Here is a 26,395-nt window from a genome sequence, read left to right on the forward strand (position 1 = left end):
GTAATGACTTGGGGCCTGTGCCCCGGGCCGCGCGGTCAGTCCTCAGGACTGTCCACGCGGTTTTTACTGACCGTTGACTGATTCGTATTCGTCGATCCTCAAGACCGTCACCTCTGACGCATAGCGCGGGGGTCGCAGGAGGCACCGTGCTCACCGCGTTCGCCCGGGCGTTCAAGACGCCCGACCTGCGCAAGAAGCTGCTCTTCACGCTCGGCATCATCGTGCTGTACCGGCTCGGGGCGCACGTCCCCGTGCCCGGGGTCAGCTACGAGAAGGTCCAGATGTGTGTGGACCAGGCCCAGCAGGGGAACAACAGCCTGTTCGGCCTCGTGAACATGTTCAGTGGCGGGGCGCTGCTGCAGATCACGATCTTCGCGCTCGGCATCATGCCGTACATCACGGCGAGCATCATCCTGCAGCTGCTGACCGTGGTCATCCCACGTCTGGAAGCCCTCAAGAAGGAGGGGCAGTCCGGGCAGGCGAAGATCACGCAGTACACCCGCTACCTCACCGTCGCGCTGGCGATCCTCCAGGGCACCGGCCTCGTGGCCACCGCCCGGACCGGCGCCCTCTTCAGCAACTGCACCGTGGCGAGCGAGGTCGTCCCGGACCAGTCGATCTTCGTCACCATCACCATGGTGATCACCATGACCGCGGGTACGGCGGTCGTGATGTGGCTCGGCGAGCTGATCACCGACCGCGGCATCGGCAACGGCATGTCGATCCTGATGTTCATCTCGATCGCGGCCGGCTTCCCGGGCGCCCTGTGGGCCATCAAGGAGAGCGGCAAGCTCGCCAAGGGCTGGATCGAGTTCGGCACGGTCATCCTGATCGGCTTCGTCATGGTGGCGCTCGTCGTCTTCGTCGAGCAGGCCCAGCGCCGGATCCCCGTGCAGTACGCGAAGAGGATGATCGGTCGGCGGTCGTACGGCGGTACGTCCACGTACATCCCGCTCAAGGTGAACCAGGCGGGTGTGATTCCCGTCATCTTCGCGTCGTCGCTGCTCTACATCCCGGCACTCATCGCGCAGTTCTCGAACTCCACCGCGGGCTGGAAAACCTGGATCGAACAGCACTTCGTCAAGGGTGACCACCCGTACTACATCACCGTGTACTTCCTGTTGATCGTGTTCTTCGCGTTCTTCTACGTGGCCATCTCGTTCAACCCCGAGGAAGTCGCGGACAACATGAAGAAGTATGGTGGCTTCATCCCGGGCATCCGGGCTGGTCGACCTACTGCCGAGTACCTGAGCTACGTGCTCAACCGGATCACCTGGCCGGGCTCGCTGTACCTGGGTCTGATCGCTCTCGTGCCGACGATGGCGTTGGCGGGCTTCGGTGGCGCGAACCAGAACTTCCCGTTCGGCGGGACGAGCATCCTGATCATCGTGGGTGTGGGTCTGGAGACCGTGAAGCAGATCGAGAGCCAGCTCCAGCAGCGCAATTACGAAGGGTTCCTCCGCTGATGCGAATCGTCCTCGTCGGACCGCCCGGTGCCGGGAAGGGAACGCAGGCCGCGTTCCTTGCCGGGAACCTGTCGATTCCGCACATCTCCACGGGCGACCTCTTCCGTGCCAACATCAGCCAGGGCACGGAGCTGGGCCTGAAGGCCAAGTCCTACATGGACGCCGGCGAGCTGGTACCCGACGAGGTCACCATCGGCATGGCCAAGGACCGCATGGAGCAGCCCGACGCGGTGAACGGCTTCCTGCTGGACGGCTTCCCGCGCAACGTGTCGCAGGCGCAGGCGCTGGACGCCACGCTGGTCGCCGAGGGCATGAAGCTTGACGCGGTGCTGGACCTGGAGGTCCCCGAGGACGAGGTCGTCAAGCGGATCGCGGGCCGCCGCATCTGCCGCAACGACAGCGCGCACGTCTTCCACGTGACGTACTCGCAGCCGAAGACCGAGGGCGTCTGCGACGTCTGCGGCGGCGACCTGTACCAGCGCGACGACGACTCCGAGGAGACGGTGCGCAAGCGGCTGGAGGTCTACCACACGCAGACCGAGCCGATCATCGACTACTACAAGGCCCAGGGCCTGGTGGTCACCATCTCCGCGCTCGGCAAGGTCGAGGACGTGACCGCGCGCGCGATGGAGGCGCTGCGGGGCCGCGGCGAGCAGGCCGCCTAGCACCCGTCGTACCTTCCGTACGTGTAGTACACCGGCCGCGGTGCCCCTCGGGGGCGCCGCGGCCGGTGTCGTACCGCCGTATCGTTGTCAGGTCACCCCGTTCTCCGTTTGGAAAGGCGTCAGCCGTCATGGTGCAGATCAAGACTCCCGAGCAGATCGCGAAGATGCGCGAGGCGGGGCTGGTCGTCGCCGCCATCCACGCGGCGACGCGCGAGGCGGCGGTTCCCGGCGCGACGACGAAGGACCTGGACGAGGTGGCCCGCAAGGTGCTCGCCGAGCACGGCGCCAAGTCGAACTTCCTCGGGTACGGCGGGTTCCCCGCGACGATCTGCACCTCGGTGAACGAGGTCGTCGTCCACGGCATCCCCAGCGAGGACGTCGTCCTCAAGGACGGCGACGTCATCTCCATCGACTGCGGCGCGGTCGTCGACGGCTGGCACGGTGACGCGGCGTACACCGCCTTCGTGGGCTCCGGTCACGCCCCGGAGCTGATCGAGCTCTCCCGGGTGACGGAGGAGTCGATGTGGCACGGCATCGCCGCGATGCGGAACGGCAACCGGCTGGTCGACATCTCCCGCGCCATCGAGACGTACATCCGCCGCCAGCCGAAGCCGGGCGGCGGCAAGTACGGGATCATCGAGGAGTACGGCGGCCACGGCATCGGCACCGAGATGCACATGGACCCGCACCTGCTGAACTACGTCTCCCGCAAGCGCGGCAAGGGACCGAAGCTGGTCCCCGGCTTCTGCCTGGCCATCGAGCCGATGGTCTCGCTGGGTACGCCGCGCACGGAGGTGCTGGAGGACGAGTGGACCGTCATCACGACGGACGGCACCTGGTCCTCCCACTGGGAGCACTCGGTCGCCCTCACGGAGGACGGCCCGCTGGTGCTGACCGCTCCCGACGGGGGCAAGGCCAAGCTGGCGGAGCTGGGTGTCACGGCGGCGCCGGATCCGCTGGCATGACCGGATCCTCTTGCATAGTGATCTTCCGGCATGGGCAGACTGGGCCCGATTCGTCTTTTCGAATGCCCTGACGTAGACTGATGCGTCGGCTCTCGTGTACCCGTGTGTCCACACGCGGAGAGGAGAGTCGATCAAGGTAGCCGATTCGAAGGGCGAAGCGTGGCCAAGAAGCAAGGTGCCATCGAGATTGAGGGCACCGTGATCGAGTCCCTGCCGAACGCCATGTTCAAGGTGGAGCTCCAGAACGGTCACAAGGTCCTCGCGCACATCTCCGGCAAGATGCGGATGCACTACATCCGTATCCTCCCGGACGACCGGGTCGTGGTGGAGCTCTCTCCGTACGACCTGACGCGTGGCCGGATCGTCTACCGCTACAAGTAGATCTTGCCCGCACCGGCGCGGCGTTCTTCCGCGCGGGTGGTGGCACCGACCCGGAGAACCTCACATCCCATGAAGGTCAAGCCGAGCGTCAAGAAGATCTGCGACAAGTGCAAGGTGATCCGCCGCCACGGCCGGGTCATGGTCATCTGCGACAACCTGCGCCACAAGCAGCGCCAGGGCTGACGCACGCCAACCTGCACCTCGCAGTATCTTCGCGCGACGCGAGCAAATTCGTACATACGCAGCGCCCGTCCAAGCCCTGACAGGGCTGACGACACCTCCGGCGGGGGCCGGGGACCTGGACGTACCACTTCTTTCGATCCCTTTGATCGCAAGCGGTCGGCGGCCATGGAGCGGTGCTGTGGAAGACCCCCGAACACACAGGAGCCATTGAATGGCACGCGTTTCCGGTGTTGACATCCCGCGCGACAAGCGCGTGGAGGTCGCACTCACCTACGTCTTCGGCATCGGCCGCACCCTGGCGAAGGAGACCCTCGCCTCCACCGGTGTGAACCCGAACACCCGCGTTCGTGACCTGTCCGAAGAGGACCTGGTCAAGATCCGCGAGTACGTGGACGCCAACCTCAAGACCGAGGGTGACCTCCGTCGCGAGATCCAGGCCGACATCCGCCGCAAGGTCGAGATCGGCTGCTACCAGGGTCTGCGCCACCGTCGCGGTCTGCCGGTCCACGGCCAGCGCACCAGCACGAACGCTCGTACCCGCAAGGGCCCGCGTCGCGCCATCGCCGGCAAGAAGAAGCCGGGCAAGAAGTAGTCCGCAGCGGACGACTGTCCACGGTCTTCGCTGTAGGACCGACCACCTCCCGTAGGAGTAAGACATGCCCCCCAAGGGTCGTCAGGGCGCTGCCAAGAAGGTGCGCCGCAAGGAAAAGAAGAACGTCGCTCACGGCCACGCGCACATCAAGAGCACGTTCAACAACACGATCGTGTCCATCACGGACCCGAGCGGCAACGTGATCTCCTGGGCCTCCGCCGGCCACGTCGGCTTCAAGGGCTCGCGCAAGTCCACCCCCTTCGCCGCGCAGATGGCCGCCGAGTCGGCCGCCCGCCGCGCGCAGGAGCACGGCATGCGCAAGGTCGACGTCTTCGTCAAGGGTCCCGGCTCCGGCCGTGAGACCGCGATCCGCTCCCTCCAGGCCACCGGCCTCGAGGTCGGCTCGATCCAGGACGTCACCCCCACCCCGCACAACGGCTGCCGTCCGCCGAAGCGCCGCCGCGTCTGACGCACGGCTGCTGCTTGTCTTGTGAGGTTCCGGGCGGTACGGCTCTTCGGGGGCGTGCCGCCCGTACCCTTGCAGTATCAGAGGACGTCAAATAGCGGGCGTCCACGACTGAAGGAAACACACCATGCTTATCGCTCAGCGTCCCTCGCTGACCGAAGAGGTTGTTGACGAGTACCGCTCGCGGTTCGTCATCGAGCCCCTGGAGCCGGGCTTCGGCTACACGCTCGGCAACTCGCTCCGCCGTACGCTCCTCTCCTCGATCCCGGGTGCGGCCGTCACGTCCATCCGCATCGACGGTGTCCTGCACGAGTTCACCACCGTGCCGGGTGTCAAGGAGGACGTCACCGACCTCATCCTCAACATCAAGCAGCTGGTCGTGTCGAGCGAGCACGACGAGCCGGTCGTGATGTACCTGCGCAAGCAGGGCCCGGGCCTCGTGACCGCGGCCGACATCGCCCCGCCGGCCGGTGTCGAGGTGCACAACCCCGACCTGGTGCTCGCCACGCTGAACGGCAAGGGCAAGCTCGAGATGGAGCTGACCGTCGAGCGCGGTCGCGGCTACGTCTCCGCCGTTCAGAACAAGCAGGCGGGCCAGGAGATCGGCCGCATCCCGGTCGACTCCATCTACTCGCCCGTCCTCAAGGTCACCTACAAGGTCGAGGCGACCCGAGTCGAGCAGCGCACCGACTTCGACAAGCTGATCGTCGACGTCGAGACCAAGCAGGCGATGCGTCCGCGTGACGCCATGGCCTCCGCCGGTAAGACCCTGGTCGAGCTCTTCGGCCTGGCGCGCGAGCTCAACATCGACGCCGAGGGCATCGACATGGGTCCGTCCCCGACGGACGCCGCGCTCGCCGCGGACCTGGCGCTGCCGATCGAGGAGCTGGAGCTCACGGTCCGCTCGTACAACTGCCTCAAGCGTGAGGGCATCCACTCCGTGGGTGAGCTCGTGGCGCGCTCCGAGGCCGACCTGCTCGACATCCGCAACTTCGGTGCGAAGTCGATCGACGAGGTCAAGGCGAAGCTGGCCGGCATGGGCCTGGCCCTCAAGGACAGCCCGCCCGGATTCGACCCGACCGCCGCCGCCGACGCCTTCGGCGCCGACGACGACGCGGACGCGGGCTTCGTCGAGACCGAGCAGTACTGATGGATTGCTGCCCGTAGGCGACCGCCTGCGGGGTCCTGACCCCGGTACCTGATACGGCCGGGGCAGATCACAAGGAGAAACACCATGCCGAAGCCCGCCAAGGGTGCCCGTCTGGGCGGCAGCGCCGCGCACGAGAAGCTGCTTCTCGCGAACCTCGCGAAGTCGCTGTTCGAGCACGGCCGCATCACCACGACCGAGGCCAAGGCCCGCCGCCTGCGTCCGGTCGCCGAGCGCCTGATCACCAAGGCGAAGAAGGGCGACATCCACAACCGTCGCCTGGTGCTGCAGACGATCACGGACAAGGGCATCGTCCACACGCTCTTCACCGAGATCGCCCCGCGCTACGCCGAGCGCCCGGGTGGCTACACCCGCATCACCAAGATCGGCAACCGTCGTGGCGACAACGCCCCGATGGCCGTGATCGAGCTGGTCGAGGGTGAGATCGCGAAGAAGGCGACCGTCGCCGAGGCCGAGGCCGCGACGAAGCGCGCGGTCAAGGAGGCCGACGAGGCCAACGCCAAGGTCGACGAGGCGAAGGCCGACGAGGCCGAGGCCAAGGCTGCCGAGGCTCCGGCCGAGGAGTCGAAGGACGCCTGAACCGCGTTCTGAACGGCTTGCGGGCCCGTCCCCCTCGTGGGGGCGGGCCCGTTCCGCTTGAGAGGATGGATCGCGTGAGCGATGAGGTGAAGCCCGGTTTCGTACGGGTGCGGCTGGACCTGTCGTACGACGGCAAGGACTTCCACGGCTGGGCCAAGCAGGCCGGCGGGCAGCGGACCGTGCAGGGCGAGATCGAGGACGCGCTGCGGACGGTGACGCGCTCCTCGGAGACGTACGAGCTGACCGTGGCCGGGCGGACCGACGCCGGGGTGCACGCGCGCGGGCAGGTCGCGCACGTCGACCTGCCGGATGCGCTGTGGGCCGAGCACCGGGACAAGCTGCTGCGGCGGCTGGCCGGGCGGCTGGCGCACGACGTGCGGATCTGGCGCGTCGAGGAGGCGCCGGCCGGCTTCAACGCGCGGTTCTCGGCGATCTGGCGGCGGTACGCGTACCGGGTCACGGACGACCCGGGCGGCGTGGACCCGCTGCTGCGGGGCCATGTGCTGTGGCACGACTGGGCGCTGGACGTCGACGCCATGAACGCCGCCGCCGAGCGGCTCGTCGGCGAGCACGACTTCGCGGCGTACTGCAAGAAGCGCGACGGGGCGACCACCATCCGCACGCTCCAGGAGCTGCGCTGGGAGCGGCTGCCGTCCGGGGTGCTGGAGGCCACGGTCAGGGCCGACGCCTTCTGCCACAACATGGTGCGCTCGCTGGTGGGCGCGCTGCTCTTCGTCGGCGACGGGCACCGGCCGGTGGAGTGGCCCGGGAAGGTGCTGGCCGCGGGCGTGCGGGACTCGGCCGTCCATGTCGTACGGCCGCACGGGCTCACGCTGGAAGAGGTCGGCTACCCGGCCGACGAGCTGCTGGCCGCCAGGAACCTGGAGGCCCGCAACAAGCGGTCACTGCCGATCTCGGTGTCAGCCGGCGGGCGCGGGGGAGGCGGCTGCTGCTGAGGCCTGGGCGCGGCCGCGGGCGTAGATCTGGTTGAAGGCGAAGGTGCCGACGTCGTCGCTGGTCTTGTAGACGACCGCGTCCGCCTCCGTCACCTTCTTGCCGCTGGTGTACCCGGCCTGGGTGAAGTAGGCGTACCGGCCGAGGGAGTTGGCGCGGCGCAGGCAGACCGTCTTGACCTGGCAGAAGCCGCCGACGCCGGATCCGGCGAGCGGGGTGATGCCGCCCTGGACCTGCTCCTTGGCCTTGAGCGCGGCGGCCTGGGCGTCGAAGAGCGCGACGCCCACGGTGATGGCGACGCCGTCCCTCTCGTACGTGGCGCGGATGACGCGCGTGCAGCCGTGCTTCTGGAGGACCGGGCCGAGGCCCGCCATGGCGGCGGTCGCGCAGTTCGTGGTGGAGCTCGTCGCGCCCTTCTTGTAGACGCGTTCGCCGACCGTGAGCTGTTTGCCAGGGAAGAGGGACTCGGGGGTGAGGGGGGCCTTGTCCTTCTGGACGGTGGAGATGAAGTCCATCGGGTTCGGCGGGGGCGGGGGAGCGACGGAGGAGAAGGACGGCTGCGGCTTGGTGGTGTCGGTGGGCAGCTCGGGGGTGGTGCTGCCGGTGGCGGACGCCTTGTTGTCGTCACCGCCCTTGTTGGCCGAGACGATCGCGACCGCGATGATCGTGCCGATGGCGGCGGTGGCGAGCGCGCCGCCGCCGATGAGCAGCCAGCGCCTGCGCCGGGCCCGGGCCTCGGAGGCTTCGGCGAGCGCGCTCCAGTCCGGGGTGCCGGTGTCGTACGACTGCTCGTACGGCGGCTGCTGCTGGTACGGCTGCTGAAACGGCTGGTGCTGCTGCTGGTGCGGCTCCTGCGGCCACTGGGGTCCCCCAAAGCTCATGCCGCGCATCCTAATCCGGTTGGGGCAAAGCCTCGTCCCCGGAGACAATGCGCTCCATGGGTCATGTAGAGGTCGCGCATCTGGAGTACTACCTGCCGGACGGGCGGATCCTGCTCGGTGACGTGTCGTTCCGGGTGGGCGAGGGCGCGGTGGTGGCCCTGGTGGGGGCCAACGGCGCCGGCAAGTCGACGCTGCTGAAGCTGATCGCGGGGGAGCTCCAGCCGCACGGCGGTGGCGTGACCGTCGGGGGCGGCCTGGGCGTGATGCCGCAGTTCGTCGGGTCCGTACGGGACGAGCGGAGCGTGCGCGACCTGCTGGTGTCGGTGGCGCCCGCGCGGATCAGGGAGGCGGCGGCCGCGGTGGACGCCGCCGAGCACCGGATCATGACGGTTGACGACGAGGCCGCGCAGATGGCGTACGCGCAGGCGCTGAGCGACTGGGCGGAGGCGCGGGGGTACGAGGCCGAGACCGTCTGGGACATGTGCACCATGGCGGCGCTGGGAGTGCCGTACGAGAAGGCGCAGTTCCGCGAGGTGCGCACGCTCAGCGGCGGCGAGCAGAAGCGGCTGGTGCTGGAGGCGCTGCTGCGCGGGCCCGAGGAGGTCCTGCTCCTGGACGAGCCGGACAACTACCTGGACGTGCCGGGCAAGCGGTGGCTGGAGGAGCGCCTCGCCGAGACCCGCAAGACGGTGCTGTTCGTCTCGCACGACCGGGAGCTGCTGGCGCGGGCCGCCGAGAAGATCGTGGCCGTCGAGCCGGGGCCGGGGGGCTCCGACGTGTGGGTGCACGGCGGTGGCTTCGGGACGTTCCACGAGGCGCGGCGGGAGCGGTTCGCGCGCTTCGAGGAGCTGCAGCGGCGCTGGGAGGAGAAGCACGCGCAGCTCAAGCAGCTGGTCAACACCCTGAAGAACAAGGCCGCGTTCAACGACGGGCTGGCCTCCCGCTACCAGGCCGCCCAGACGCGGCTGCGGAAGTTCGAGGAGGCGGGCCCGCCGCCGGAGCCGCCGCGGGAGCAGGACATCCGGATGCGGCTGCGTGGCGGGCGGACCGGGGTGCGGGCGGTGACCTGCTCCGGGCTGGAGCTGACCGGGCTGATGAAGCCCTTCTCGCTGGAGGTCTTCTACGGCGAGCGGGTCGCCGTCCTCGGCTCCAACGGCTCCGGGAAGTCGCACTTCCTGCGGCTGCTGGCGGGGGAGGACGTCGCCCACACCGGCATGTGGAAGCTCGGCGCGCGTGTGGTGCCGGGGCACTTCGCCCAGACCCATGCCCACCCGGAGCTGATGGGCCGGACGCTGGTCGACATCCTGTGGACCGAGCACGCCAAGGACCGGGGTGCGGCGATGTCCGCGCTGCGCCGGTACGAGCTGGAGCGCCAGGGCGACCAGGGCTTCGACCGGCTGTCGGGCGGTCAGCAGGCGCGGTTCCAGATCCTGCTGCTGGAGCTGTCGGGCACGACGGCCCTGCTGCTCGACGAGCCGACGGACAACCTGGACCTGGAGTCGGCGGAGGCCCTGCAAGCGGGCCTCGAGGCGTACGAGGGCACGGTCCTCGCGGTCACGCACGACCGGTGGTTCGCGCGGGCCTTCGACCGCTTCCTGGTGTTCGGCGCGGACGGTGTCGTGCGGGAGGTGCCGGAGCCGGTGTGGGACGAACGGAGGGTGGACCGGGCGCGGTAGCGCTTCCCGGTCCGCCCCGCGCAGGCGTCCAGGTCCTTACGGAGCCGACACCGGGTTCGACAGCCGTACGCCGTGCGTGGTGAACCGCATCTCGACACGGTCGCCGTCGGCCATGGTGAAGCCGCTGTGGAAGCTGCTGCGGTCCGCGCCGAGGTAGACGTAGTGCACCCGGCCGGGGTGGAGCAGGGCCTCGTGGGCGAAGAGGCCGGACATCATGTCCCGCAGGCCGTAGTGGAGGGCCTTGATCCCCGTGGTGAAGGTGCCCTCCCAGGCCGGCACGCCGTCGCGTGCGATGGTGACGTCGCCGGTGACGTGGCGGGGCGGGGTGCCCAGGAACAGCCAGGGGGCGACGCCCGCGTCGCAGAGCTTGGCGTACGACAGGTGGCCGTTGTGGCGCTTGAAGCGGCCGATGTCGGTGAGGTCGTTGCCGAAGGTGTACCCGGCGTACTGCGGGGTGCGCTGCTCGTCGGTGACGTAGACGAGCACGACCTCCGCCTCCTCCGTCAGCGCCACGGAGCCGGCCGGGGCGCGCAGCGGTTCGCCGGGGACCTTCAGGACGTCGCCGAGGCCCTTGAAGAACCAGTTGGGCTGCGTCTGCGTGCTGTCGTCGATCTTGACGTTGTGGGTGGCCATGAAGCCGCTCACCATGGCGTCGCCGACCGACTCCGGCAGCAGCGGGGGCCGGAAGTGTACGTCGGCGGGCGGGACCTCGACCGGTGTGCGGCCCTCGGTCACGGCGGCGATGAACGCCTCCGTGTCGCCGCCCGCCGCGAGCAGGGCGGCCCGCAGGTCGGTGTCGCCCAGCGGGTACAGGCGCAGGACGGTGTCCTCGGGCGCGCCGAGACCGAAGTGCCGCTCGCCCTGGTGGACGCACTCGTACAGGACCGTCATCGTGGGTTCTCCTCGGGGGTGATGGGGGACCAGCGGCCATCGGCCCAGGTCAGGGCCGCCCAGGGCGCGGCCGAGGGGGTCAGGCGCATCCCGAATCCGGGACCGGGGGGCGGAGCGAGGGTGTTGGCCCGGCGGTCCACCAGGGGGCGCGGCGAGACGATCATCTCGGGGCCGGGGAAGAACCGGTCGGACTGGCCCGCCTCGACGGTGAGGGCGTCGGGGCTGCGGAAGGCCAGCGCGCGGCCGGCGTTGATCAGCGGGCCGGTCTCCGCGACCTGCACGCCGATCTGGAAGGCGAGGCCCGCGCTGCGGGCGTACGCGACGAGGCGGGCGGCGTTCAGCAGACCGCCGTTCTTCGCGACACGTACGTTGACGGCGTCGCACGCCTCGGCGGCCACCGCCGCCCGGGCGTCCGCGAGCGTGCAGACCGACTCGTCCAGCATCACGCGGATGCCGGACTCGCGGCGCAGCGTACGCAGGGCGTCCCAGGAGCGGCGGGGCAGGGGCTCCTCCACGAGCTCGGCCCCGGCGTCGCGCAGCCGCCGCGCGTACGGCACGGCGGTGGCGGGGGTCCAGCTCATGTTGGCGTCGACCATGACGGGGACCTTGGGGCCGAGCCGGTCCCGGATGGCGACGACCGTGCGGACGTCGCGGTCGATGTCCTCCGAGGCCTTCACCTTGACGAAGTGGAAGGGGCCCCGGGTGTCCAGGAACGTGTCGACACCGAGGCTGAGGTCGAGGACCTGCGACACGGGCAGGGTGGCGGGCTCCGGGAACCCCGCGTCCGGGAGGAGGTCCGTGGCCGGGACGGAGAGCCGGTGGGCGAGGAGGTCGAGGACCGCCGTCTCCAGCAGGCAGAGGAGGTTGTTGCGCGCGCCCTCCGCGCCCTCCGCGCCCTCCGCCTCGGCCCCGGCGGCCGTCACGTCCAGGCCCAGCGCCGCCTCGAAGCCGTCCGCCCGCAGCCGCGCCAGGAGCTTCTCCGGCGGGACCTCGCGCAGCCGCGCGAACAGCCGGTCCATGGGGACCCGGTGCAGTGCCTCCGTGACGCTCGCGGTCGTCTCGCCGGTGACGTACGCCCGCGGCGCGCACTCCCCGAGGCCGGTGACCCCGTCGACGGTCAGGCTCAGGACGAGGCTGTCGCTGGTGGAGCGGCGGGCCGCCGGGTGGTCGAAGCCGACGCGCATCGGCAGCGCCACCCGGTACAGCCGGGCCTCGGCCTCAGACATCGCGGTCCACGGCCTGGAGCAGGGTGTAGGCCGACGCCCAGTCGACCACGTCGTCGCGGACGTCGGTGTAGAAGAGGTAGTGCCGGTCGGTCGGGAACTTGATGATCATGCCCCGGTCGGAGACCATCCGGTTGAACACCCGGTGGGTGTCGTCGAGGTCGATGATCGGGTCGGTCAGGCCGGACACGAACGTCGCGGGGATCTCCGGCAGTTCGCGCCGGTCCGGGTGGTGCGGGTCCAGGTAGAGGCGCTCCAGGCCGAGCAGGGTGGCGCGGGAGCGGCGGGTGATCTCCCGCAGCGCCAGGTCGTCGTGGTCGATGAAGTGCCGGTACCGGGGGTCGTCGGTGAAGTCCTCGGACTTCAGCCCGGCGTCCCACAGTTCCGTGGAGCGGTCGGCGGCCAGCGCCGCGCGCTCCTCCCCGCCGAGCAGCGAGTGCAGCCGGCCCAGCCAGGTCGAGCAGTAGACGGCGGCGTCGTAGCGGACGTCGAAGGCGGAGTGGTGCAGCAGGGCGGCGAGGAAGGAGCCGCCCAGGCAGTGCCCGAACAGGGTCAGCGGGACGTCGTCGCCGATCAGCTCGCGTACGTGCGCGAGCGCGCCGGTGTAGTCGGAGACCACCGTGTCCACGTCGGGTATCTCGTGGCGCGGTCCGCCGCTGATGCCGCTGCCGCGCCGGTCCAGGACGAAGAACGCGACGTCGTTGTCGGCGAACCGCGGCCCCACCTCCCACAGCCATCCGGCGTGGCTCTGCAGCCCGTGGAAGTAGAAGATCGCGCCCTTGGTGCGCTCCCGGGGCCGCCACAGGTGGAGCGCCAGTTCGGTGCCGTCGTCGGCCGCGAGCGTGATGATCTCCCGGCGGAGGTTCTGCGGCGGCCTCTTGGTCTCGATCACCGGTGCGCTCCCGTCGCTGCCGTGACGCCGAGGAGGTCGGCGGCGAAGTCCGTGTCCTTCTGGAAGGGCTTGTACTTGTACTGGGTGGCGTTGCCCTGCTGGCGGCGCGCTTCGGTGTAGGCGGCGATGGCGCCGTGCGGGACCGTGGCGAAGGAGAGCGGGCCGAGCCGGCCGCTGCTCCGCTTGGACGCGTACTCGATGTTGATGACGCCCAGCGCGCGGTCCACCGCCTCCGACAGCGTCCGGTCCAGGTCCGGTCCGGGCTCGGTGGCCTCGCCGACCACGACGTAGTAGGGCGGTTCGGCCCACTGCGGTCCGCACATGTAGAGCCCGACGGGCATCCCGCGGTCCGCCAGGGCCTGCTCGATGGCCTGGGTGACCTGCACCTCGGTGATCTTCTCGCCGGTGAAGGAGTGGTAGATGTCGTCGCGCTGGACGAAGTGCACCCACGGGGTGCCGTCCACGATCCGGTCGACGCGGTAGACGTCCCCGCTCCACAGCCGGTGCAGGCCGTTGGCCTGCGTCATGATCAGGTGGTAGTCGCGGCCCTCCCGCACCTCGTCGAAGAGCAGCGTGTCGACCCGCTCGCCCGCGTCCAGCAGCGCGCCCAGCTCCACCTCGGCCGGTACGAACTCGAAGAAGGCCTGGTTGACGGCGAGGGGCTGGCTGTCCAGGGAGTCGTCGACCGGGATGGTGGTCACGCCCTCGGTGCCGCAGCTCATGAACGGCATGGCGGCGACGCCCGGCAGCACCGTCTCCAGCCGGGACTGGTAGAGCCCCGCCGAGGACGACAGCCAGCAGCTGTAGAGCCGCAGCGAGGGCCAGACGTCCGTGAGGGCGAACTCGCCGCGTTCCAGGACGCCTTGGAGGTGGCGGGCCGCCTCCGGGTCGGGGTCGGTGTACGGCTTGCCCTCCAGCGTGCCCTCGGCGAGGTCGCGGACCAGGTCGGGGCCGTGCTCGGCGACCAGGTCCCGCAGCGAGATCAGGGTGCTCGGGTTGATCGCCGAGATGAAGTGCAGGTCCTTGCCCACGAGGTGGCGGATCCGGTGGTACATCCGGCCGGCGTGCGAGGACGGCGCCTCGGTGCCGAACCACGGGGCCGCGGACCACGGCGGGTTCCAGTCCCGGCTGTTGATCCTCGGGTGGCGGTTGCTGATCGCCTGGTACTGCACGCCGTACAGGAAGTCGTCGACGTTGTCGTACACGGTCTGGGTGTCGAGCGTGGCGTGCGGGTGGGCGAGGATCTCCGGGTGGTGCTCCATGTACGTGCCCCACATGGCCTGCATCGCCGGGATGCGGTAGGTCAGCAGCCAGTGCAGGGTGTACGGGATCCGCTTGGGGACGTCGGTCGTTCCGCTCGTCTTCAGCCAGCGCAGCACGGGGCTGCACGACAGGACGCCGCCCTTGGTGCGGGTCTCGCGGTCGATGTCCGCGGTGAAGTCGGCGTACCGCATCACCGGGACGACGTCCCGGAAGGCCGCCGGGTCGGCGGCGACGGCGTCGTACCCCCGCTCCTTCCAGCGCAGCGAGTCGGCGCACAGGGCGATGATGTCGTTCAGGACCCGCTGCTGCGCCGCGTAGGGGTCCTTGAGGTCGGCCAGCAGGGTCGCGCGGGCCTGCCGGCACTCCTCGACGAAGGGGCTGCGGCGCGCGTTCCAGTGCTCGTGCCAGTGCGAACTGCCCACGGCTTCGGTATCTCCCTCAACTCGTTCTGACAGTGGTGCCGGTGAGTCATGGCTCCGGTGGCCGCCGGACGGGTCAGGCGACGAGCCCGCGGAACCGGCCCGCGTGGAACACGAGCGGCTCCGCGGTCTCGGCCAGGGCGCCCTCGGCCGCCGACGCGACGACCAGTTCGTGGTCTCCGGTCGGGTGGATCGCGGTGATCTCGCAGTCCAGCCAGGCCAGTCCGTCGGCCGGGATCGGGTGCCCGGCCCTGGTGTACGCCCAGTCGCGGCCGGTGAACCGGTCGGCACCGCGCTCGCTGAACAGGCGGCACAGCTCGGCGTGGCGTTCGCCGAGGATGGTGACCGCGAAGCTCCCCGTCGCCCGGATGTCCGGCCAGGTGGTCGAGGTGTACGCCGCGCACAGCGCGATGAGCGGCGGGTCGAGCGAGACGGAGGTGAACGAGTTGACGGCCATTCCCACGGGGCCGTGCGCCGCCTGTGCGGTCACGAGCACGACTCCGGTGGTGAAACGGCCCAGAATGTCACGGAACGAGCGCTGATCCAGGGGGTGTTGTACCGGCTCGGTCTGTTGCAGCATGCGATGCGTTTCCACTCGGTCCGGCGGACGGTCTTGGTCGGCGGTGAGGGCTTGGGTGACGGCGGCGCGGGCGTCCCGGGATTGCCGGGACGCCGCGCTCGCCGCGAGACGCAAGGGTTCGGCTACCGCGCGGCGCGGCTGGCGATCGCCCAGTCGACGGCCTCCTGGGGGCGGGCCGCGGCGCCGGTGATCTGCGGGGCCACGTGCCGGGCGAGCAGCTCCAGGCTGCGGTTGGTGTTCTCGTACGTGGTCCAGTCCGCCACGTACACCAGGAGGGTGCCGAAGCCGCCGGTGGCCTCCTGCATGCGGCGGATGCCGGCGACCACCTCGTCGACGGAGCCGACCAGGGCGCCGCCCGCCTCCACCCGGGCCTCCAGGAGCTTCTCGCGCGGGGTGCCGGGGGGCTGGACCTCACGGCCGGCGGCCTTGCCGAAGTACTCGAAGAGCCAGCGGTCGTAGCCCTCGCGGACCTCGTCGAACGCCTGCTTGCTGGTCTCGGCGACGTGCACCGGAAGGGCGATGCGCCAGTCCTCGCGGCGGATGGTCTGCCCGAACTCGTCGGCGGCCTCCTCGGCGTGCTTCCACTGCTGGGCCAGCCCGATGTGGTCCGGCGCGCCCGGGGTCATCAGGGCGAACGGCAGCGCGAAGGAGGTCATGCTCAGCCCGTACCGGCCGACGAGGCGGGGGCTGGTCACCGAGGTGCCGGAGGTGGCCATGGCGACCTCGATGGGGCCGGGGCCGAAGCGGGGCAGCTGGAGCTTGGCGTCCTTCAGCTCGTACCAGTCCGTCTTCTGGGTGACGCGCTCCTCGCCGTTGACCAGCTCGAGGACGGTCGGCAGGGCCTCGTCGAGGCGCTTGCGCTGCACCTTCGGGTCGAGGCCGAACATGCCGGCGTCGAAGGGCACGCCCGGGCCCACGCCCAGGATGTAGCGACCCCGGGCGAGGTGGTGCAGGTGCACCGCGCGGCTGGCGACGTGGAAGGGGTGGTGTCCGGAGAGCGGGACCACGCCGTGGGCGAGCTTGATCTGCCGGGTGCGCTGGCTCGCGGCGGCGATCATGGTCTCCGGGGCGCCGACGAGACCCCAGCCCAGGGTGTGGTGCTCACCGAACCACGCCTCGTCGAAGTTCAGGCGGTCGGCGTGCTCCACCAGGTCGAGATTGCGGTGAATCGCCAGATGCGGGTCCTGACCCGTCTCGTGGACGGGTGACAGGAAAAGGCCGATACGGCTGTGCACTGCTGTCCTCCAGCATGGGTGGTGTGGTGAGGAAGGCGAAGGGGGGCGCGGTCACGCCAGGCGGTAGACCGAGTCCTTCAGCTCGCGGGCCGTCTCGTAGTCGGCGGCGAGCTGCCGGTCGTCGTCCGAGGTCAGGTAGATCCTCATGGCGGCCGTCAACAGGTCGATGGTGGGGCGGATGCGGGCGCCGGGCGCGTACTTGACGCTGGTGAGGAACACGCTGGGCAGCGCGTTGATGCGGGCGACGACGTCCTGGTCGACCTCCGCCACGACACCGTCGAGGGTGGTGCCCGGGTTGTAGCTGTACGCGGATCGCAGCTTGCGGTAGATCCGGCCGGCGTACTCCCGGTCGAACTCCTCCGGGCGGGTGTAGGCCAGCGCGGTGAGCCCGGCCTGGTCGTTGCCCAGGCAGAGCTCCTGGAAGCCGGGGTTGAGCTGGCCGTTGAGGCGCGTGGCGATCTCGACCAGGACCGGGCCCCGCTCGGTGACGATGACCTCGGCGTGGGCCGGGCCCCAGCGGACGTCGAGCGCGTCGAGGACGTCGTGGATGTACGCGATCAGCGCGGGGACGGGCTCCTCGTCCTGGGAGACGAGGATGTCGCGGTTGTAGATGTTCTGGCCGGAGGGCAGCAGGATCTTGTCGTACTTCCAGACGCCGGAGACGTACCGCCGGCCGTCGCAGCTGACCGTGTCGACCACGTACTCCTGGCCCCGGAGGTACTCCTGGACGAGGACCTCGGTGTTGGCGGTGCCGAAGATGTCGCGGGTGCCCAGGACGCGGCGGGCGGCGGCGCCCACCTCTTCGGCGCTGTCGCAGACGAACACGCCGTCCGAGGCGGCGGAGCTGATCGGCTTGACCACCACGGGCCAGGTGCCGTGGTCCTGCGCCCACTTGACGATCAGGTCCGCGTCGTCGCTCTTGAACTGCTCCGCGCAGCGCACCCCGGCGCGGCGCAGCGCCTCGATCATCTCGTACTTGTCGCGGCGGGCGGCGGAGAGCGCGGTGCCGTTGGACTTCACGCCGAGCGCCTCGGAGAGGCGGTCCGCCAGCTGCACCGCGGACTCCTGCCCGGGCACGACGGCGACCGGGGCGTACGGGCGGAGCAGCTCGACGAGCCGCTCCTCGTCGGAGCAGACGATGTTCTCGGCGTACGCGGTGAGGTCGGGCGCGAGCATCGTCGGGATGAGCTCCGGCGTGCTCTGTACGTGGATGACGCGGGCGCCGGCGGCGGTGAAGGCCGCGGGGTAGAAGTTGCCGGCCGAGTAGCCGTCCACGACGACGGCGGTCGGCTGCGCGGCGGCCGGCTGCGGGGTGGTCGGCTGTGCGGTGGTCATGCCCGCACCTCCGGGGTCTCGCGCGGGGTCTCCTTGATGAAGCGGGCCAGGCGGGCGATGCCCTCGCGGATCGCCTCAGGTGCCAGGTTGCTGAAGCCGAGCCGCATCTCCCGGTCGCCGCCGCCGTCGAGGTAGAACATGCTCATCGGCGCCCAGCTCACCCGGTAGTCCCTGGCGGAACGTTCCATCGCGGTGAGGTCCGCGGTGAAGGGGACGGTCAGGGTGAGGAAGAAACCGCCGCGCGGGGTGTTCCAGGTGACCCCGTGGTCCTCGCCGGCCGGGAAGTGCTCGGCCAGCGCCTCCAGGGTGGCGTCCAGCCGCTCCAGGTAGACCGCGGCGAGCTCGCGGGTGGCGGAGCGCAGGTCGTAGCCGTTCTCGACGAGGATGCCGCCGATCACCGCCTGGGAGAGGGTGGAGGACCCGACCGTGAACATCGCCTTGGCCTTGGAGAGGCTCTGGGCCAGGGTGCGGGTGGCCCCGGTGGCGTCGGTGACCTCCTGGTCGGCGACCAGGTAGCCGAGCCGGGCGCCCGGGAAGGCCGACTTGGCGAACGAGCCCAGGTAGGCGACCCGGCGCTCGGTGTCCAGGGACTTCAGGGTCGGCATCGACTCGCCGTCGCGGGCGAAGAGCCCGTACGGGTTGTCCTCCAGGATCACGAAGTCCTCTTCGGCCGCCACCTCCAGGAGCCGCTTGCGGGCCTGAAGGGGCAGCACCGTGCCGGAGGGGTTGGAGAAGTCGGGCACCAGGTAGAGGGCGACCGCGCGCTTGCCCTCGGCCCGTACGGCGCGGGCGGCCTCGGCCACGGCCTCCGGGTCGAGCCCGTCGGGGCCCTCGAGGATGCCGCGGACCGGGACGTCCAGCATGCGCGCGGCGCCCCGGATGCCGACGTACGCGGGGGAGACCGACAGCAGGACGTCGTCGGGGGAGGCGCACAGGCCGCGCAGGGCGACCAGGGCCGCCTCCTGGAAGCCGTGCGTGATCATGATCGCCTCGGCCGGGACATCGATGTCCTCGTCGTGCTTCAGCATGCGGGCGACCTCCTCCTGGATCAGGCCGTTGACCGGCCCGTACTGGAAGAGGAGGCGGGTGATGCGCTGCTCCGGCACACCCTTGTCCCGCAGATGCTTGATATAGCGGTCCACGTAATAGGTGAGATTGGCCAGGTCGTGGTTCCCGTCGTACGGCGCGCCCGACGAGAACGACAGCGCGTCCGGGAATCTGAGCGCCGTCTCGCTGAGGATCCGCATGGAATCCATTTCGGGATCGGCGATTCCCCCGTGCAGCGAGTCCTGCTGGAACGAAAGCATGGTCAGCGGTTTCCTTCCGTGCTGGGGGCTTCTTCCGACGGGTTCAGCACGGATATCCAGCTGCCTTTACCCGGGTTCCATTCGCGGATGCGGGTGCTCGCCACGATTCCGCCTTTGACATAGGGCTCGTCGTCCAGAATCCGCTGGAGTTCGTCGCGGTCGGCCGCCTCATAGAGCAGGAGTCCGGCGTTCTCTCCCACGAGCGGGCCACCGAGCAGCAGGACACCGCTGTCGGCCAGCCGGTAGAGGTTCTCGGCATGCGCCGGGTGCAGGCCCTGGCGGCCGGCCCGGTCGACGTTGTACTCGAATTCGACGACAAACTTCGCCACACCAGCTCCTTGTGCGCTTTTTCTTACGAGGGTGGGGATGGCCCTCACATGTAGAGGCCGCCGTTGATGTCGATGACGGAGCCCGTGGAGTAGCCGGCGCTCTCCGAGCACAGGTGCAGCACGCTGCCCACGGCTTCGGCCACCGTGCCGTAGCGGCCCATGGGAAGCCGCGACAGCACGGCCTTCTTGGACTCCTCGTCGCGCCGCTCGAAGGCCCCCGCCACGCGCTCGGTGGCGATGGGGCCGTGGGCCACGACGTTCACGACCACACCGGTTCCGGCCAGTTCGTAGCCCATCTGCTTCGTCATGCCGATGACGGCCGCCTTGGCCCCGACGTAGGCGGCGTTGTTGAAGTGGCTGTACGTACGGCCGCCCGCGGAAGCGAAGTTGACGATGCGTCCGTAGCCGTCCTGGACCATCCGCGGCGCACACACCTTGATCGCGATCCAGGTGCTGACCACGTTCTCCAGGTACGTCTCCTCGAAGTGGGAGCGCTGCAGGTCGGCGTAGCCGATGACGCGGGTGTCGCCCCCGACGCCGTTGACGAGGATGGAGGGGGCGTGCTGCTCGACGACGGAGGTCAGCAGGCGCTCGGCGGCGGGGATGTCGGTGATGTCCCCCACGACCACCTCGACCTTGGTCTGCGGGGCGAGCTCGTCCGCGAGGCGCCGGACGGCCTCCTCGTTCTTGTCGAAGAGGACGAGCGAGTGCCCTTCCTTGGCCAGTCCTCGGGCGGTCTCCGAGAGAATTCCACCGGCGGCACCGATCAGGAGCGCAGTACGTGCGGTCACTCTACTTCTCACCTGGCTTGTCTGGGTTCGTGACCCTGAACGGGCAGTGCAGGGCCCTTTGTGGGGGGTTGGACAGCGCCTCATGCCGGTACGACCGATTTGCCGTCGAGATCACATTGGCGGAATGCAGGCTTCCCGATTTCCGCGCATGGCAGCAGGCCAGGGGAGGGTAAACCGCCCCCCGGTCGGCACCTCCCAGACCATCACACCAACCCCAGTGCATGTCAACGCGTTAAGACGGTTCGTTCGTCCAATGTTCGTAAAGGAGTCAACAACACCGGGCCCGTGACACAGGTCTCTTGCGCAAGACCGAGATATCGTCAATCCTTGCCGACTGACGTGTCCGAGTAACGACGGGACTGGGCAAGGGGGTGGGTGTGGCCGAATCTTTACGGCGCAAATTCAGCCATCCATCCGCTCTTTTCAGCCGCTTCTGTTTTCGGCCATCTTCCGTACCCGAAAAGCCTGGCGAAACGGGGCCCACCCTCCCCGCTCCGATGGAATCTCCGCACAACGGCGGTTCCGGACCAACCACCGGATGAACGGACCATGCGACCCAACTCTCCGTGGCGAATACGTGACTTCCGTACCCTTTTCACCGCGTCCGCGCTCAGCCAGCTCGGCACCAACATCGGCTACGTCGCCGTGCCGCTCGTCGCCGTGGCCGCGCTGGACGCACGCCCCGGCCAAGTGGGTGCGCTGGCCACCCTGAGCACCATCGCCTTCCTGGTCATCGGCCTGCCGGCCGGGGCCTGGGTGGACCGGCTCAGCCACCGGCGCGTACTGATCACGGCCGACCTGTGCCGGGCGCTCCTCTTCGCCACCGTGCCGCTGGCCTGGTGGCTGGATGTGCTCACTCTCGGCCAGCTCTACGCCGTGGTCCTGCTCAACGGCTGCGCCACCGTCTTCTTCGACGTGGGTTCGCAGAGCGTGCTGCCCCAACTCGTCGGGCGGGACAGTCTGGTTCAGGCCAACGCCGACATCAACACGCTGATCGCCGCGGGCAACGTGGCCGGGCGCGGTGCGGGCGGCGGACTGGTCGCCCTGCTCACGGCGCCCGTGGCCGTGCTCGTCACCGCCGGGGCGCATCTGGCCTCGGCGCTGCGGCTCACCGCCATCCGGCAGACCCCGGCGGCCGCCCCGGCCGCCACCCCGCCCGGGCAGAAGGCCGCCGGGCTGCGGACCCAGATCGCGGAGGGCGTACGGCACGTCTTCGGCAACCCGGAGCTGAGGGCGCTCGCGCTCACCGCGGCGCTGGGCAACCTGGGCTCCGCGATCGTGAACACCATGCTTCCGGTCTGGTTCGTCCGCGACCTGGACCTCTCGCCCGGCGCGCTCGGCCTCTTCTGGGCGGCCGGCGGGGCCGGGCTGCTGGTCGGGGCCCGCTGCGCCCGGCCCGTCGCGACCCGCCTCGGCTACGGGCGGACCCTCGGCCTCGCCGGGCTGTGTTTCGCCCCCGCCGGCCTGCTGGTCCCGCTGGTCGACCGGGGGTTCTGGCTGTTTCTCGCCGGGGCCGGATGGTTTCTGGCCATGTTCAAGGTCGGCATGGACAACGTCATCGGCGTCAGCCTGCGCCAGCGGATGACGGCCGATGTCCTGCTCGGCCGGATGAACGCCACCTTCCGGTTCCTGCTGACCGGTGCGCTCGCCGTCGGCGCCGCGATGTCCGGCGCCCTGGGCGAACTGGCCGGCGTACAGGCCACCCTGTGGGTCGGTGGAGTGTTCATGGCCACCGCCTTCCTGCCGGTCTTCCTTTCCCCGGTGCGCTCCCGGCGGGAGCTGCCCGAGCAGCAGACCCATAACACGGCGGCGTGAATTCGCGTCGAATTGATTATGGCGACCCGGTGGGGAGGAATCCAGACCTCTCAATAACGTGTTGACCTTGGCGGCAACCGCCTGCAAAGATCAACGACGCACCCAGTCACAGACTTTATGTGGCGCCGATACCGGACGCGCTGGACAGCGCCCCCTCTCTCCGGCGCCAATTTGATCCTGACCTTGAGGAGTGCGATGGCGGCCATCGAAAGTGGCTTCCGAACCGAAGGCATTGCGGATTACTCGGATCCTCGCGAAACCATGCGTGCCCTGCCTCGGTTCCTTCAGTATCCGCTCACCATATTCACGGGAAAGCCGATAGCAGGACAGCACCCCCTGTCCTGGTGGACTCCCGGATTCCACCTGACCACCGCCGGGCTGTCCATGCTGCTCGGCCTCGCGATCAGCTGCACCGGCATGGGCCTGGGCGGCCCCTGGCTGCTGCTCCTGCTGCCCGGCTGGGCCGTCACCCTGCACGGCATGCGCAACCTGCGCATGATGATCTACCACCAGTGCTCGCACCGGAACATGTACCGCAAGCGCCGTCTGGACGCCGCGATCGGCCGGGCCACCTCCAGCCTGCTGATCATCCAGAACTTCGCCCGCTACAGCCGCGAGCACGTCAGTGACCACCACGCGGCGCACCACATGACGCTGCGCGACCCCACGGTCCAGGCGTTCCTGGTCAGCCTGGACCTGCACCCGGGGATGACGCGCCGGCAGATGTGGCGGCGCGTCCTGGGCAAGATCTTCTCGCCCTGGTTCCACCTCAACTTCGCGGTGGCGCGCGCCCGTTCCTTCTGGCACGACTCGGACACCAGCGAGAAGGCCATCAGCGTCGGTCTCTACGGCACCGCCGTGGCCGCCACCGTCGCCACCGGCACCTGGCCGGTGCTGGTCGTCGCCTGGCTGGTGCCGCTCTTCCCGCTCTTCCAGGTGAGCAACACCCTGCGGCTGTGCGTGAAGCACACCTTCCCCGCGGCGGACGTGACCGAGCGCCGCGGCAAGGAGTACTTCGGCAGCCTGACCAACGCCATCTTCATCGGCGAGGCGGCGCCCTCCCCGGCCCTCCCGCCGGTGCGGCGCATCGCCGCCTGGGGCAGGTGGGCGACGCGGATGCTGTTCGTGCACGCGCCCGCGCGCTACCTCGTGCTGACCGGTGACACCGTCGTCCACGACTTCCACCACCGCTACCCCTCGACGCCGAAGTGGGCGAATTACATCTTCGAGCGCCAGGCGGACGCCGACAAGGGAAGCCCGGGCTGGCCGGAATACCGCCATGCCTGGGGTCTGGTACCCGCGATCAACCTCGTCTTCGACTCGCTGTCCGTCGCCGACCCGGAGGAATACAGCGTCACCCGGCTGCGTGAGGTCAGCAAGCGCGAACTCTTCGCCGCATTCGACGACTGATATCGACCGGTATCCCAGTCCGCCGTTCTGAGAAGCAATTCCGTCCACAAGACTTCCGGGGGTTCTCCATGCGGCACGAAAACACCACCCGCACCGTCATCATCGGTGTGGCGGCCAGCGACGCCCATGTCGTGGCCAACCAGCTCATCGCCCACGCCCTGCGCGCCCAGGGATTCCACGTCGTCAATGTCGGCACCTGCACCTCGGTCGCCGAATTCGCCGCCGCGTACGCCGAGCACCCCGAAGCCGAGGCGGTGATCATCGGCAGTCTCAACGGACACGCCTACGAGGACCTCCAGGACCTGCCCGCGGCCCGCGCCCAGGGCCTCCTGGACTGCCCGGTGATCCTGGGCGGCAACCTCTCCGTGGGCAGCTACAAGGATCCCGCTCACCTCGAACGGTTCTACGGACTCGGCGTCGACGTCATCCTGTCCGACCCGGAGCTCCTGCCGGCGACCCTGGACGAACTCCGGGCCCGTACCCGTACCGCACGGCCGACCGCTGCCTCATCGGTCTCGTCGGCCTCATGAGCGACGCCGTACCACCGGCTGTGCCACCCGAGCTCCCCACGCTCGCCGAGTCCGTCGCCTACGTCCGGCAGCTGGGGAAGCCGACCGCCGCCGAGGTGCTGCACGCGGCCCGCTCCGCCGGGCGGGTCGCGCTGCAGCCCCGCTGCGGCGTCGGCTCGCACGCCCAGATGATGACGCTGCTGCGGGACCTCGAACGGCACGCCAAACCGGACATCCTCACGCTCACCATCGACTCGCACACCCGGCTGAAACGATTCGACAACGCCCGGGCCGCGCTGCTGCGCAACTCGGCGGAGCTCAACGGCTACCCCCTCGTCACCCACGGGTGGCAACGGGGCCGCGAGCTGAACGAAGCCGTGTCCGCACCCCTGGAGGTGCGGCACGGCTCCCCGGACGCCCGCCTGCTGTTCGAGACCTCGGTGGCGTCCGGCATCACCTCCTTCGAGGGCGGCGGGATCTCGTACAACCTGCCGTACTCGAAGGCCGTGCCGCTGAGCGAGTCGCTGTCCGCCTGGCGGGAGGTGGACGCCCTCTGCGGCGACCTCGCCCGGCGCGGACTCGTCATCGACCGGGAGCTGTTCGGCACGCTCACCGCCGTGCTCGTGCCGCCCTCCATCTCGCTCGCCATCAGCGTCCTGGAGGCCGTGGCCGCCGCGCGCGAAGGGGTGCGGTGCATCTCGGTGGCGTACCCGCAGGGCGGCCACTTCGAGCAGGACGTGGCCGCGTTGCGGGCGATCCCCGCCCTCGCGTCCCGCTACCTCCCCGAGGGCGTCGAAGTCCACGCCGTCCTGCACGAGTTCATGGGCGTCTTCCCCAAGGAGCGGTCGCACGCCGAGGACCTCATCCTCTACGGCGCGCTGGTCGCCCGCCTCGGCGGCGCCAGCAAGCTGATCACCAAGACGTACCTGGAGGCGTACGGCATCCCCGACACCCGCGCCAACATCGACGGGCTGCTGCTCGCCTCCCGCGCCAACTCCCCGCTCCTGGACTTCATCGCGCTCGACGAGGACCGGGTGGGCCGCGAACTGGAGTGGATCCTCGAGGAGGTGGCGGAGATCGTGGAGCCGGTCCTCGCAACAGCCTGCATCCACAAGGAGATCGAGGCCGCGTTCGCGGACGGCCGGCTGGACATCCCCTTCAGCGCCAGCCGTTACGCCCGCTCCGAGGTGATCCCCCGCCGCACCGCGGACGGTGCCATACGCTACTTGGATCCGGGGTCACTCCCCTTCTCCGACCGTACGCGCCGACGCAACGAAGCCGACCTCGCCGCCACGGGAAGCGGCACCCGCATCGGCGACATGGTCAAGGGGCTGACGTCGGACATCAACTACTTCCTGAACGTCTTCGGCGAGAGCCCCGCAGCACCGTCCTGAACCGGCGGCGGCCGGCACCCGGCAGCCACAGCACGACCTGGAGCGGATACGAGCATGCAGTCCATCACCGTCACCAGCCCCGGCGGACCCTCCGCACTCACCCTCAGCGAGCGCGAGGTGCCCGTACCGGGCAGGGGCGAGGTCCTGGTCCGCAACACCGCGGCCGGCGTCAACTTCATCGACGTCTACTACCGCAACGGCAGCTACCCCGCCGAGCCCCCCTTCACCCCGGGCCAGGAGGGCGCCGGCGTGGTCGCGGCCCTCGGCGAGGGCGTCACGGCCTTCGAGGAGGGCGCCCGTGTCGCCTACGCCTCCCAGCTGGGCGCGTACGCCGAGTACACCGTGGTCCCCGAGGACAAGCTCATCCCCGTACCCGACGGCGTCGACCTGACCGCGGCGGCCGCCGTCACGCTCCAGGGCCTGGCGGCGTACTACCTCACCCACGAGACCCACCCGGTCGCCGAGGGCGACACGGTGGTCGTGCTGGCGGCGGCCGGCGGGCTCGGGCGCTTCCTGGTCCAGCTGGCGGCGGCCCGCGGGGCGACGGTGATCGCGGTGACCTCCACCCCCGAGAAGGAGAAGGCCGCGCGCGACGCCGGCGCCCACCACGCCATCGGGTACGACGGCTTCGACACCGCCGTACGCGAACTGACCGGCGGCCGCGGCGCCCGGGTGGTGTACGACTCGGTCGGCGCGGCGACGTACCGCACCAGCCTGAGCGCCCTCGCCCGGCGCGGCCTGCTCGCGCTGTGCGGCCTGTCCAGCGGCCCCGTACCGCCCTTCGACATCGAGCTGCTGCGCGCCGCCGGCTCGGCGTTCGTCACCCGCCCCACCATGCGGGACCACGTGTACGACGCCGAGACCCTGCGCGCCGCGGGCGCCGCCGTCTTCGGTCACCTGGCGGACGGCGTCCTCACGCCGCACCTCCACGCGACGCTGCCGCTGCGGGAGGCCGCCGAGGCGCACCGGCTCCTGGAGGGCCGGGCGACGACCGGGAAGCTGCTGCTCGCGCTCTGACCAACCTCC

At 69.9% G+C, this 26,395-nt stretch carries 27 protein-coding genes; 16 read left to right on the plus strand and 11 right to left on the minus strand.

The genetic code is table 11. From position 1 onward, the window contains the following. The first annotated feature begins 146 nt into the window (after positions 1-146). The 10 genes from secY to truA all read left to right on the plus strand — a co-directional run bounded on the left by secY (position 147) and on the right by truA (position 7,421). Complete coding sequence (gene secY, locus ACIRNI_RS08460) at positions 147-1,466, plus strand: preprotein translocase subunit SecY (protein ID WP_403549475.1); 1,320 nt, start codon at positions 147-149, stop codon at positions 1,464-1,466. Then, complete coding sequence (locus ACIRNI_RS08465) at positions 1,466-2,131, plus strand: adenylate kinase (protein ID WP_403549477.1); 666 nt, start codon at positions 1,466-1,468, stop codon at positions 2,129-2,131. Before secY ends, ACIRNI_RS08465 begins: the two co-directional genes overlap by 1 nt. A gap of 128 nt (positions 2,132-2,259) precedes the next feature. Then, positions 2,260-3,096, plus strand: a complete 837-nt coding sequence (gene map / locus ACIRNI_RS08470; RefSeq protein WP_355353941.1) for a type I methionyl aminopeptidase — start codon at positions 2,260-2,262, stop codon at positions 3,094-3,096. A gap of 159 nt (positions 3,097-3,255) precedes the next feature. Continuing rightward, entirely contained in the window at positions 3,256-3,477 is a 222-nt protein-coding gene (infA, locus tag ACIRNI_RS08475) for a translation initiation factor IF-1 (RefSeq protein ID WP_003956442.1), read from the plus strand. Between the two features lie 69 nt (positions 3,478-3,546). Continuing rightward, positions 3,547-3,660, plus strand: coding sequence for a 50S ribosomal protein L36 (gene rpmJ, locus ACIRNI_RS08480; protein WP_003956441.1), 114 nt, complete (start codon positions 3,547-3,549; stop codon positions 3,658-3,660). Between the two features lie 211 nt (positions 3,661-3,871). Beyond that, positions 3,872-4,252 (plus strand): 30S ribosomal protein S13, encoded by a 381-nt coding sequence (gene rpsM, locus ACIRNI_RS08485; RefSeq protein ID WP_064069941.1) that lies wholly within the window; start codon positions 3,872-3,874, stop codon positions 4,250-4,252. A 64-nt stretch (positions 4,253-4,316) separates the two neighbouring features. After that, on the plus strand, positions 4,317-4,721 hold the full coding sequence (gene rpsK, locus ACIRNI_RS08490; RefSeq protein ID WP_003956432.1) for a 30S ribosomal protein S11: 405 nt from the start codon (positions 4,317-4,319) through the stop codon (positions 4,719-4,721). A gap of 124 nt (positions 4,722-4,845) precedes the next feature. After that, the gene (locus ACIRNI_RS08495) at positions 4,846-5,868 is read left to right on the plus strand and encodes a DNA-directed RNA polymerase subunit alpha (RefSeq protein ID WP_023587013.1); all 1,023 of its coding nucleotides are present in this window, start codon (positions 4,846-4,848) and stop codon (positions 5,866-5,868) included. An 84-nt stretch (positions 5,869-5,952) separates the two neighbouring features. After that, a complete protein-coding gene (gene rplQ / locus ACIRNI_RS08500; protein ID WP_355353946.1) occupies positions 5,953-6,465 on the plus strand; it encodes a 50S ribosomal protein L17 in 513 nt (170 codons plus the stop codon). Positions 6,466-6,539: 74 nt separating this feature from the next. Next, positions 6,540-7,421 (plus strand): tRNA pseudouridine(38-40) synthase TruA, encoded by an 882-nt coding sequence (gene truA / locus ACIRNI_RS08505; protein ID WP_403549480.1) that lies wholly within the window; start codon positions 6,540-6,542, stop codon positions 7,419-7,421. Here truA and ACIRNI_RS08510 read toward each other — a convergent pair. Then, positions 7,386-8,300 (minus strand): hypothetical protein, encoded by a 915-nt coding sequence (locus ACIRNI_RS08510; RefSeq protein ID WP_403549482.1) that lies wholly within the window; start codon positions 8,298-8,300, stop codon positions 7,386-7,388. The two genes, truA and ACIRNI_RS08510, sit on opposite strands and share 36 nt — an antisense overlap. A 47-nt stretch (positions 8,301-8,347) precedes the next feature. Between ACIRNI_RS08510 and ACIRNI_RS08515 the strand changes: the two genes are divergently transcribed. Next, positions 8,348-9,976: an ATP-binding cassette domain-containing protein gene (locus ACIRNI_RS08515; RefSeq protein WP_403549484.1), complete on the plus strand. Its 1,629-nt coding sequence runs from the start codon at positions 8,348-8,350 to the stop codon at positions 9,974-9,976. A 36-nt stretch (positions 9,977-10,012) separates the two neighbouring features. Here ACIRNI_RS08515 and ACIRNI_RS08520 read toward each other — a convergent pair whose 3' ends face one another. The 10 genes from ACIRNI_RS08520 to ACIRNI_RS08565 all read right to left on the minus strand — a co-directional run bounded on the left by ACIRNI_RS08520 (position 10,013) and on the right by ACIRNI_RS08565 (position 20,241). Continuing rightward, entirely contained in the window at positions 10,013-10,867 is an 855-nt protein-coding gene (locus tag ACIRNI_RS08520; RefSeq protein WP_403549486.1) for an FAH family protein, read from the minus strand. Further along, entirely contained in the window at positions 10,864-12,093 is a 1,230-nt protein-coding gene (locus tag ACIRNI_RS08525; protein WP_403549488.1) for an enolase C-terminal domain-like protein, read from the minus strand. Before ACIRNI_RS08525 ends, ACIRNI_RS08520 begins: the two co-directional genes overlap by 4 nt. Continuing rightward, positions 12,086-12,982, minus strand: coding sequence for an alpha/beta hydrolase (locus ACIRNI_RS08530; RefSeq protein WP_403549490.1), 897 nt, complete (start codon positions 12,980-12,982; stop codon positions 12,086-12,088). The genes ACIRNI_RS08525 and ACIRNI_RS08530 overlap by 8 nt, the downstream gene beginning before the upstream one ends. Beyond that, the gene (locus tag ACIRNI_RS08535) at positions 12,979-14,667 is read right to left on the minus strand and encodes a GH3 auxin-responsive promoter family protein (protein ID WP_403549492.1); all 1,689 of its coding nucleotides are present in this window, start codon (positions 14,665-14,667) and stop codon (positions 12,979-12,981) included. Before ACIRNI_RS08535 ends, ACIRNI_RS08530 begins: the two co-directional genes overlap by 4 nt. A 73-nt stretch (positions 14,668-14,740) precedes the next feature. Continuing rightward, positions 14,741-15,244, minus strand: a complete 504-nt coding sequence (locus tag ACIRNI_RS08540; protein ID WP_403549494.1) for a flavin reductase family protein — start codon at positions 15,242-15,244, stop codon at positions 14,741-14,743. 122 nt (positions 15,245-15,366) lie between these two features. After that, positions 15,367-16,479, minus strand: coding sequence for an LLM class flavin-dependent oxidoreductase (locus ACIRNI_RS08545; protein WP_355353973.1), 1,113 nt, complete (start codon positions 16,477-16,479; stop codon positions 15,367-15,369). Between the two features lie 51 nt (positions 16,480-16,530). Then, positions 16,531-17,814 carry an ATP-grasp domain-containing protein gene (locus tag ACIRNI_RS08550; RefSeq protein WP_403549496.1) on the minus strand — a complete coding sequence of 428 codons (1,284 nt, stop codon included), beginning with the start codon at positions 17,812-17,814 and terminating at the stop codon, positions 16,531-16,533. Next, positions 17,811-19,121: a PLP-dependent aminotransferase family protein gene (locus tag ACIRNI_RS08555; protein WP_403549498.1), complete on the minus strand. Its 1,311-nt coding sequence runs from the start codon at positions 19,119-19,121 to the stop codon at positions 17,811-17,813. Before ACIRNI_RS08555 ends, ACIRNI_RS08550 begins: the two co-directional genes overlap by 4 nt. 2 nt (positions 19,122-19,123) lie before the next feature. Further along, complete coding sequence (locus tag ACIRNI_RS08560; protein ID WP_355353982.1) at positions 19,124-19,450, minus strand: YciI family protein; 327 nt, start codon at positions 19,448-19,450, stop codon at positions 19,124-19,126. Between the two features lie 44 nt (positions 19,451-19,494). Continuing rightward, the gene (locus ACIRNI_RS08565; protein ID WP_403549501.1) at positions 19,495-20,241 is read right to left on the minus strand and encodes an SDR family NAD(P)-dependent oxidoreductase; all 747 of its coding nucleotides are present in this window, start codon (positions 20,239-20,241) and stop codon (positions 19,495-19,497) included. A gap of 549 nt (positions 20,242-20,790) precedes the next feature. On the opposite strand from ACIRNI_RS08565, the gene ACIRNI_RS08570 reads away from it, so the two are divergent. The 5 genes from ACIRNI_RS08570 (at position 20,791) to ACIRNI_RS08590 (ending at position 26,386) form a co-directional block, all read left to right on the plus strand. Continuing rightward, the gene (locus ACIRNI_RS08570) at positions 20,791-22,056 is read left to right on the plus strand and encodes an MFS transporter (RefSeq protein WP_403549503.1); all 1,266 of its coding nucleotides are present in this window, start codon (positions 20,791-20,793) and stop codon (positions 22,054-22,056) included. Between the two features lie 384 nt (positions 22,057-22,440). Further along, the gene (locus tag ACIRNI_RS08575; protein ID WP_403549505.1) at positions 22,441-23,466 is read left to right on the plus strand and encodes a fatty acid desaturase; all 1,026 of its coding nucleotides are present in this window, start codon (positions 22,441-22,443) and stop codon (positions 23,464-23,466) included. Between the two features lie 68 nt (positions 23,467-23,534). Beyond that, the gene (locus ACIRNI_RS08580; RefSeq protein WP_355353994.1) at positions 23,535-23,996 is read left to right on the plus strand and encodes a cobalamin-dependent protein; all 462 of its coding nucleotides are present in this window, start codon (positions 23,535-23,537) and stop codon (positions 23,994-23,996) included. Beyond that, positions 23,993-25,369 carry a methylaspartate mutase gene (locus ACIRNI_RS08585; protein WP_403549507.1) on the plus strand — a complete coding sequence of 459 codons (1,377 nt, stop codon included), beginning with the start codon at positions 23,993-23,995 and terminating at the stop codon, positions 25,367-25,369. Before ACIRNI_RS08580 ends, ACIRNI_RS08585 begins: the two co-directional genes overlap by 4 nt. Before the next feature lie 54 nt (positions 25,370-25,423). Further along, complete coding sequence (locus tag ACIRNI_RS08590; protein ID WP_403549509.1) at positions 25,424-26,386, plus strand: quinone oxidoreductase family protein; 963 nt, start codon at positions 25,424-25,426, stop codon at positions 26,384-26,386. Positions 26,387-26,395 lie beyond the last annotated feature (9 nt).

This window comes from Streptomyces sp. NPDC093546 (genome assembly GCF_044765045.1).
Taxonomy (GTDB): domain Bacteria; phylum Actinomycetota; class Actinomycetes; order Streptomycetales; family Streptomycetaceae; genus Streptomyces.

Coding starts and splice junctions, on each gene's coding strand:
- ACIRNI_RS08465 (WP_403549477.1), top strand. CDS start 1,466: ATGCGAATCGTCCTCGTCGGACCGCCCGGTGCCGGGAAGGGAACGCAG.
- map (WP_355353941.1), top strand. CDS start 2,260: ATGGTGCAGATCAAGACTCCCGAGCAGATCGCGAAGATGCGCGAGGCG.
- rpmJ (WP_003956441.1), top strand. CDS start 3,547: ATGAAGGTCAAGCCGAGCGTCAAGAAGATCTGCGACAAGTGCAAGGTG.
- rpsM (WP_064069941.1), top strand. CDS start 3,872: ATGGCACGCGTTTCCGGTGTTGACATCCCGCGCGACAAGCGCGTGGAG.
- rpsK (WP_003956432.1), top strand. CDS start 4,317: ATGCCCCCCAAGGGTCGTCAGGGCGCTGCCAAGAAGGTGCGCCGCAAG.
- ACIRNI_RS08495 (WP_023587013.1), top strand. CDS start 4,846: ATGCTTATCGCTCAGCGTCCCTCGCTGACCGAAGAGGTTGTTGACGAG.
- rplQ (WP_355353946.1), top strand. CDS start 5,953: ATGCCGAAGCCCGCCAAGGGTGCCCGTCTGGGCGGCAGCGCCGCGCAC.
- ACIRNI_RS08510 (WP_403549482.1), bottom strand. CDS start 8,300: ATGAGCTTTGGGGGACCCCAGTGGCCGCAGGAGCCGCACCAGCAGCAG.
- ACIRNI_RS08515 (WP_403549484.1), top strand. CDS start 8,348: ATGCGCTCCATGGGTCATGTAGAGGTCGCGCATCTGGAGTACTACCTG.
- ACIRNI_RS08520 (WP_403549486.1), bottom strand. CDS start 10,867: ATGACGGTCCTGTACGAGTGCGTCCACCAGGGCGAGCGGCACTTCGGT.
- ACIRNI_RS08525 (WP_403549488.1), bottom strand. CDS start 12,093: ATGTCTGAGGCCGAGGCCCGGCTGTACCGGGTGGCGCTGCCGATGCGC.
- ACIRNI_RS08540 (WP_403549494.1), bottom strand. CDS start 15,244: ATGCTGCAACAGACCGAGCCGGTACAACACCCCCTGGATCAGCGCTCG.
- ACIRNI_RS08550 (WP_403549496.1), bottom strand. CDS start 17,814: ATGACCACCGCACAGCCGACCACCCCGCAGCCGGCCGCCGCGCAGCCG.
- ACIRNI_RS08555 (WP_403549498.1), bottom strand. CDS start 19,121: ATGCTTTCGTTCCAGCAGGACTCGCTGCACGGGGGAATCGCCGATCCC.
- ACIRNI_RS08570 (WP_403549503.1), top strand. CDS start 20,791: ATGCGACCCAACTCTCCGTGGCGAATACGTGACTTCCGTACCCTTTTC.
- ACIRNI_RS08575 (WP_403549505.1), top strand. CDS start 22,441: ATGCTGCTCGGCCTCGCGATCAGCTGCACCGGCATGGGCCTGGGCGGC.
- ACIRNI_RS08580 (WP_355353994.1), top strand. CDS start 23,535: ATGCGGCACGAAAACACCACCCGCACCGTCATCATCGGTGTGGCGGCC.
- ACIRNI_RS08585 (WP_403549507.1), top strand. CDS start 23,993: ATGAGCGACGCCGTACCACCGGCTGTGCCACCCGAGCTCCCCACGCTC.
- ACIRNI_RS08590 (WP_403549509.1), top strand. CDS start 25,424: ATGCAGTCCATCACCGTCACCAGCCCCGGCGGACCCTCCGCACTCACC.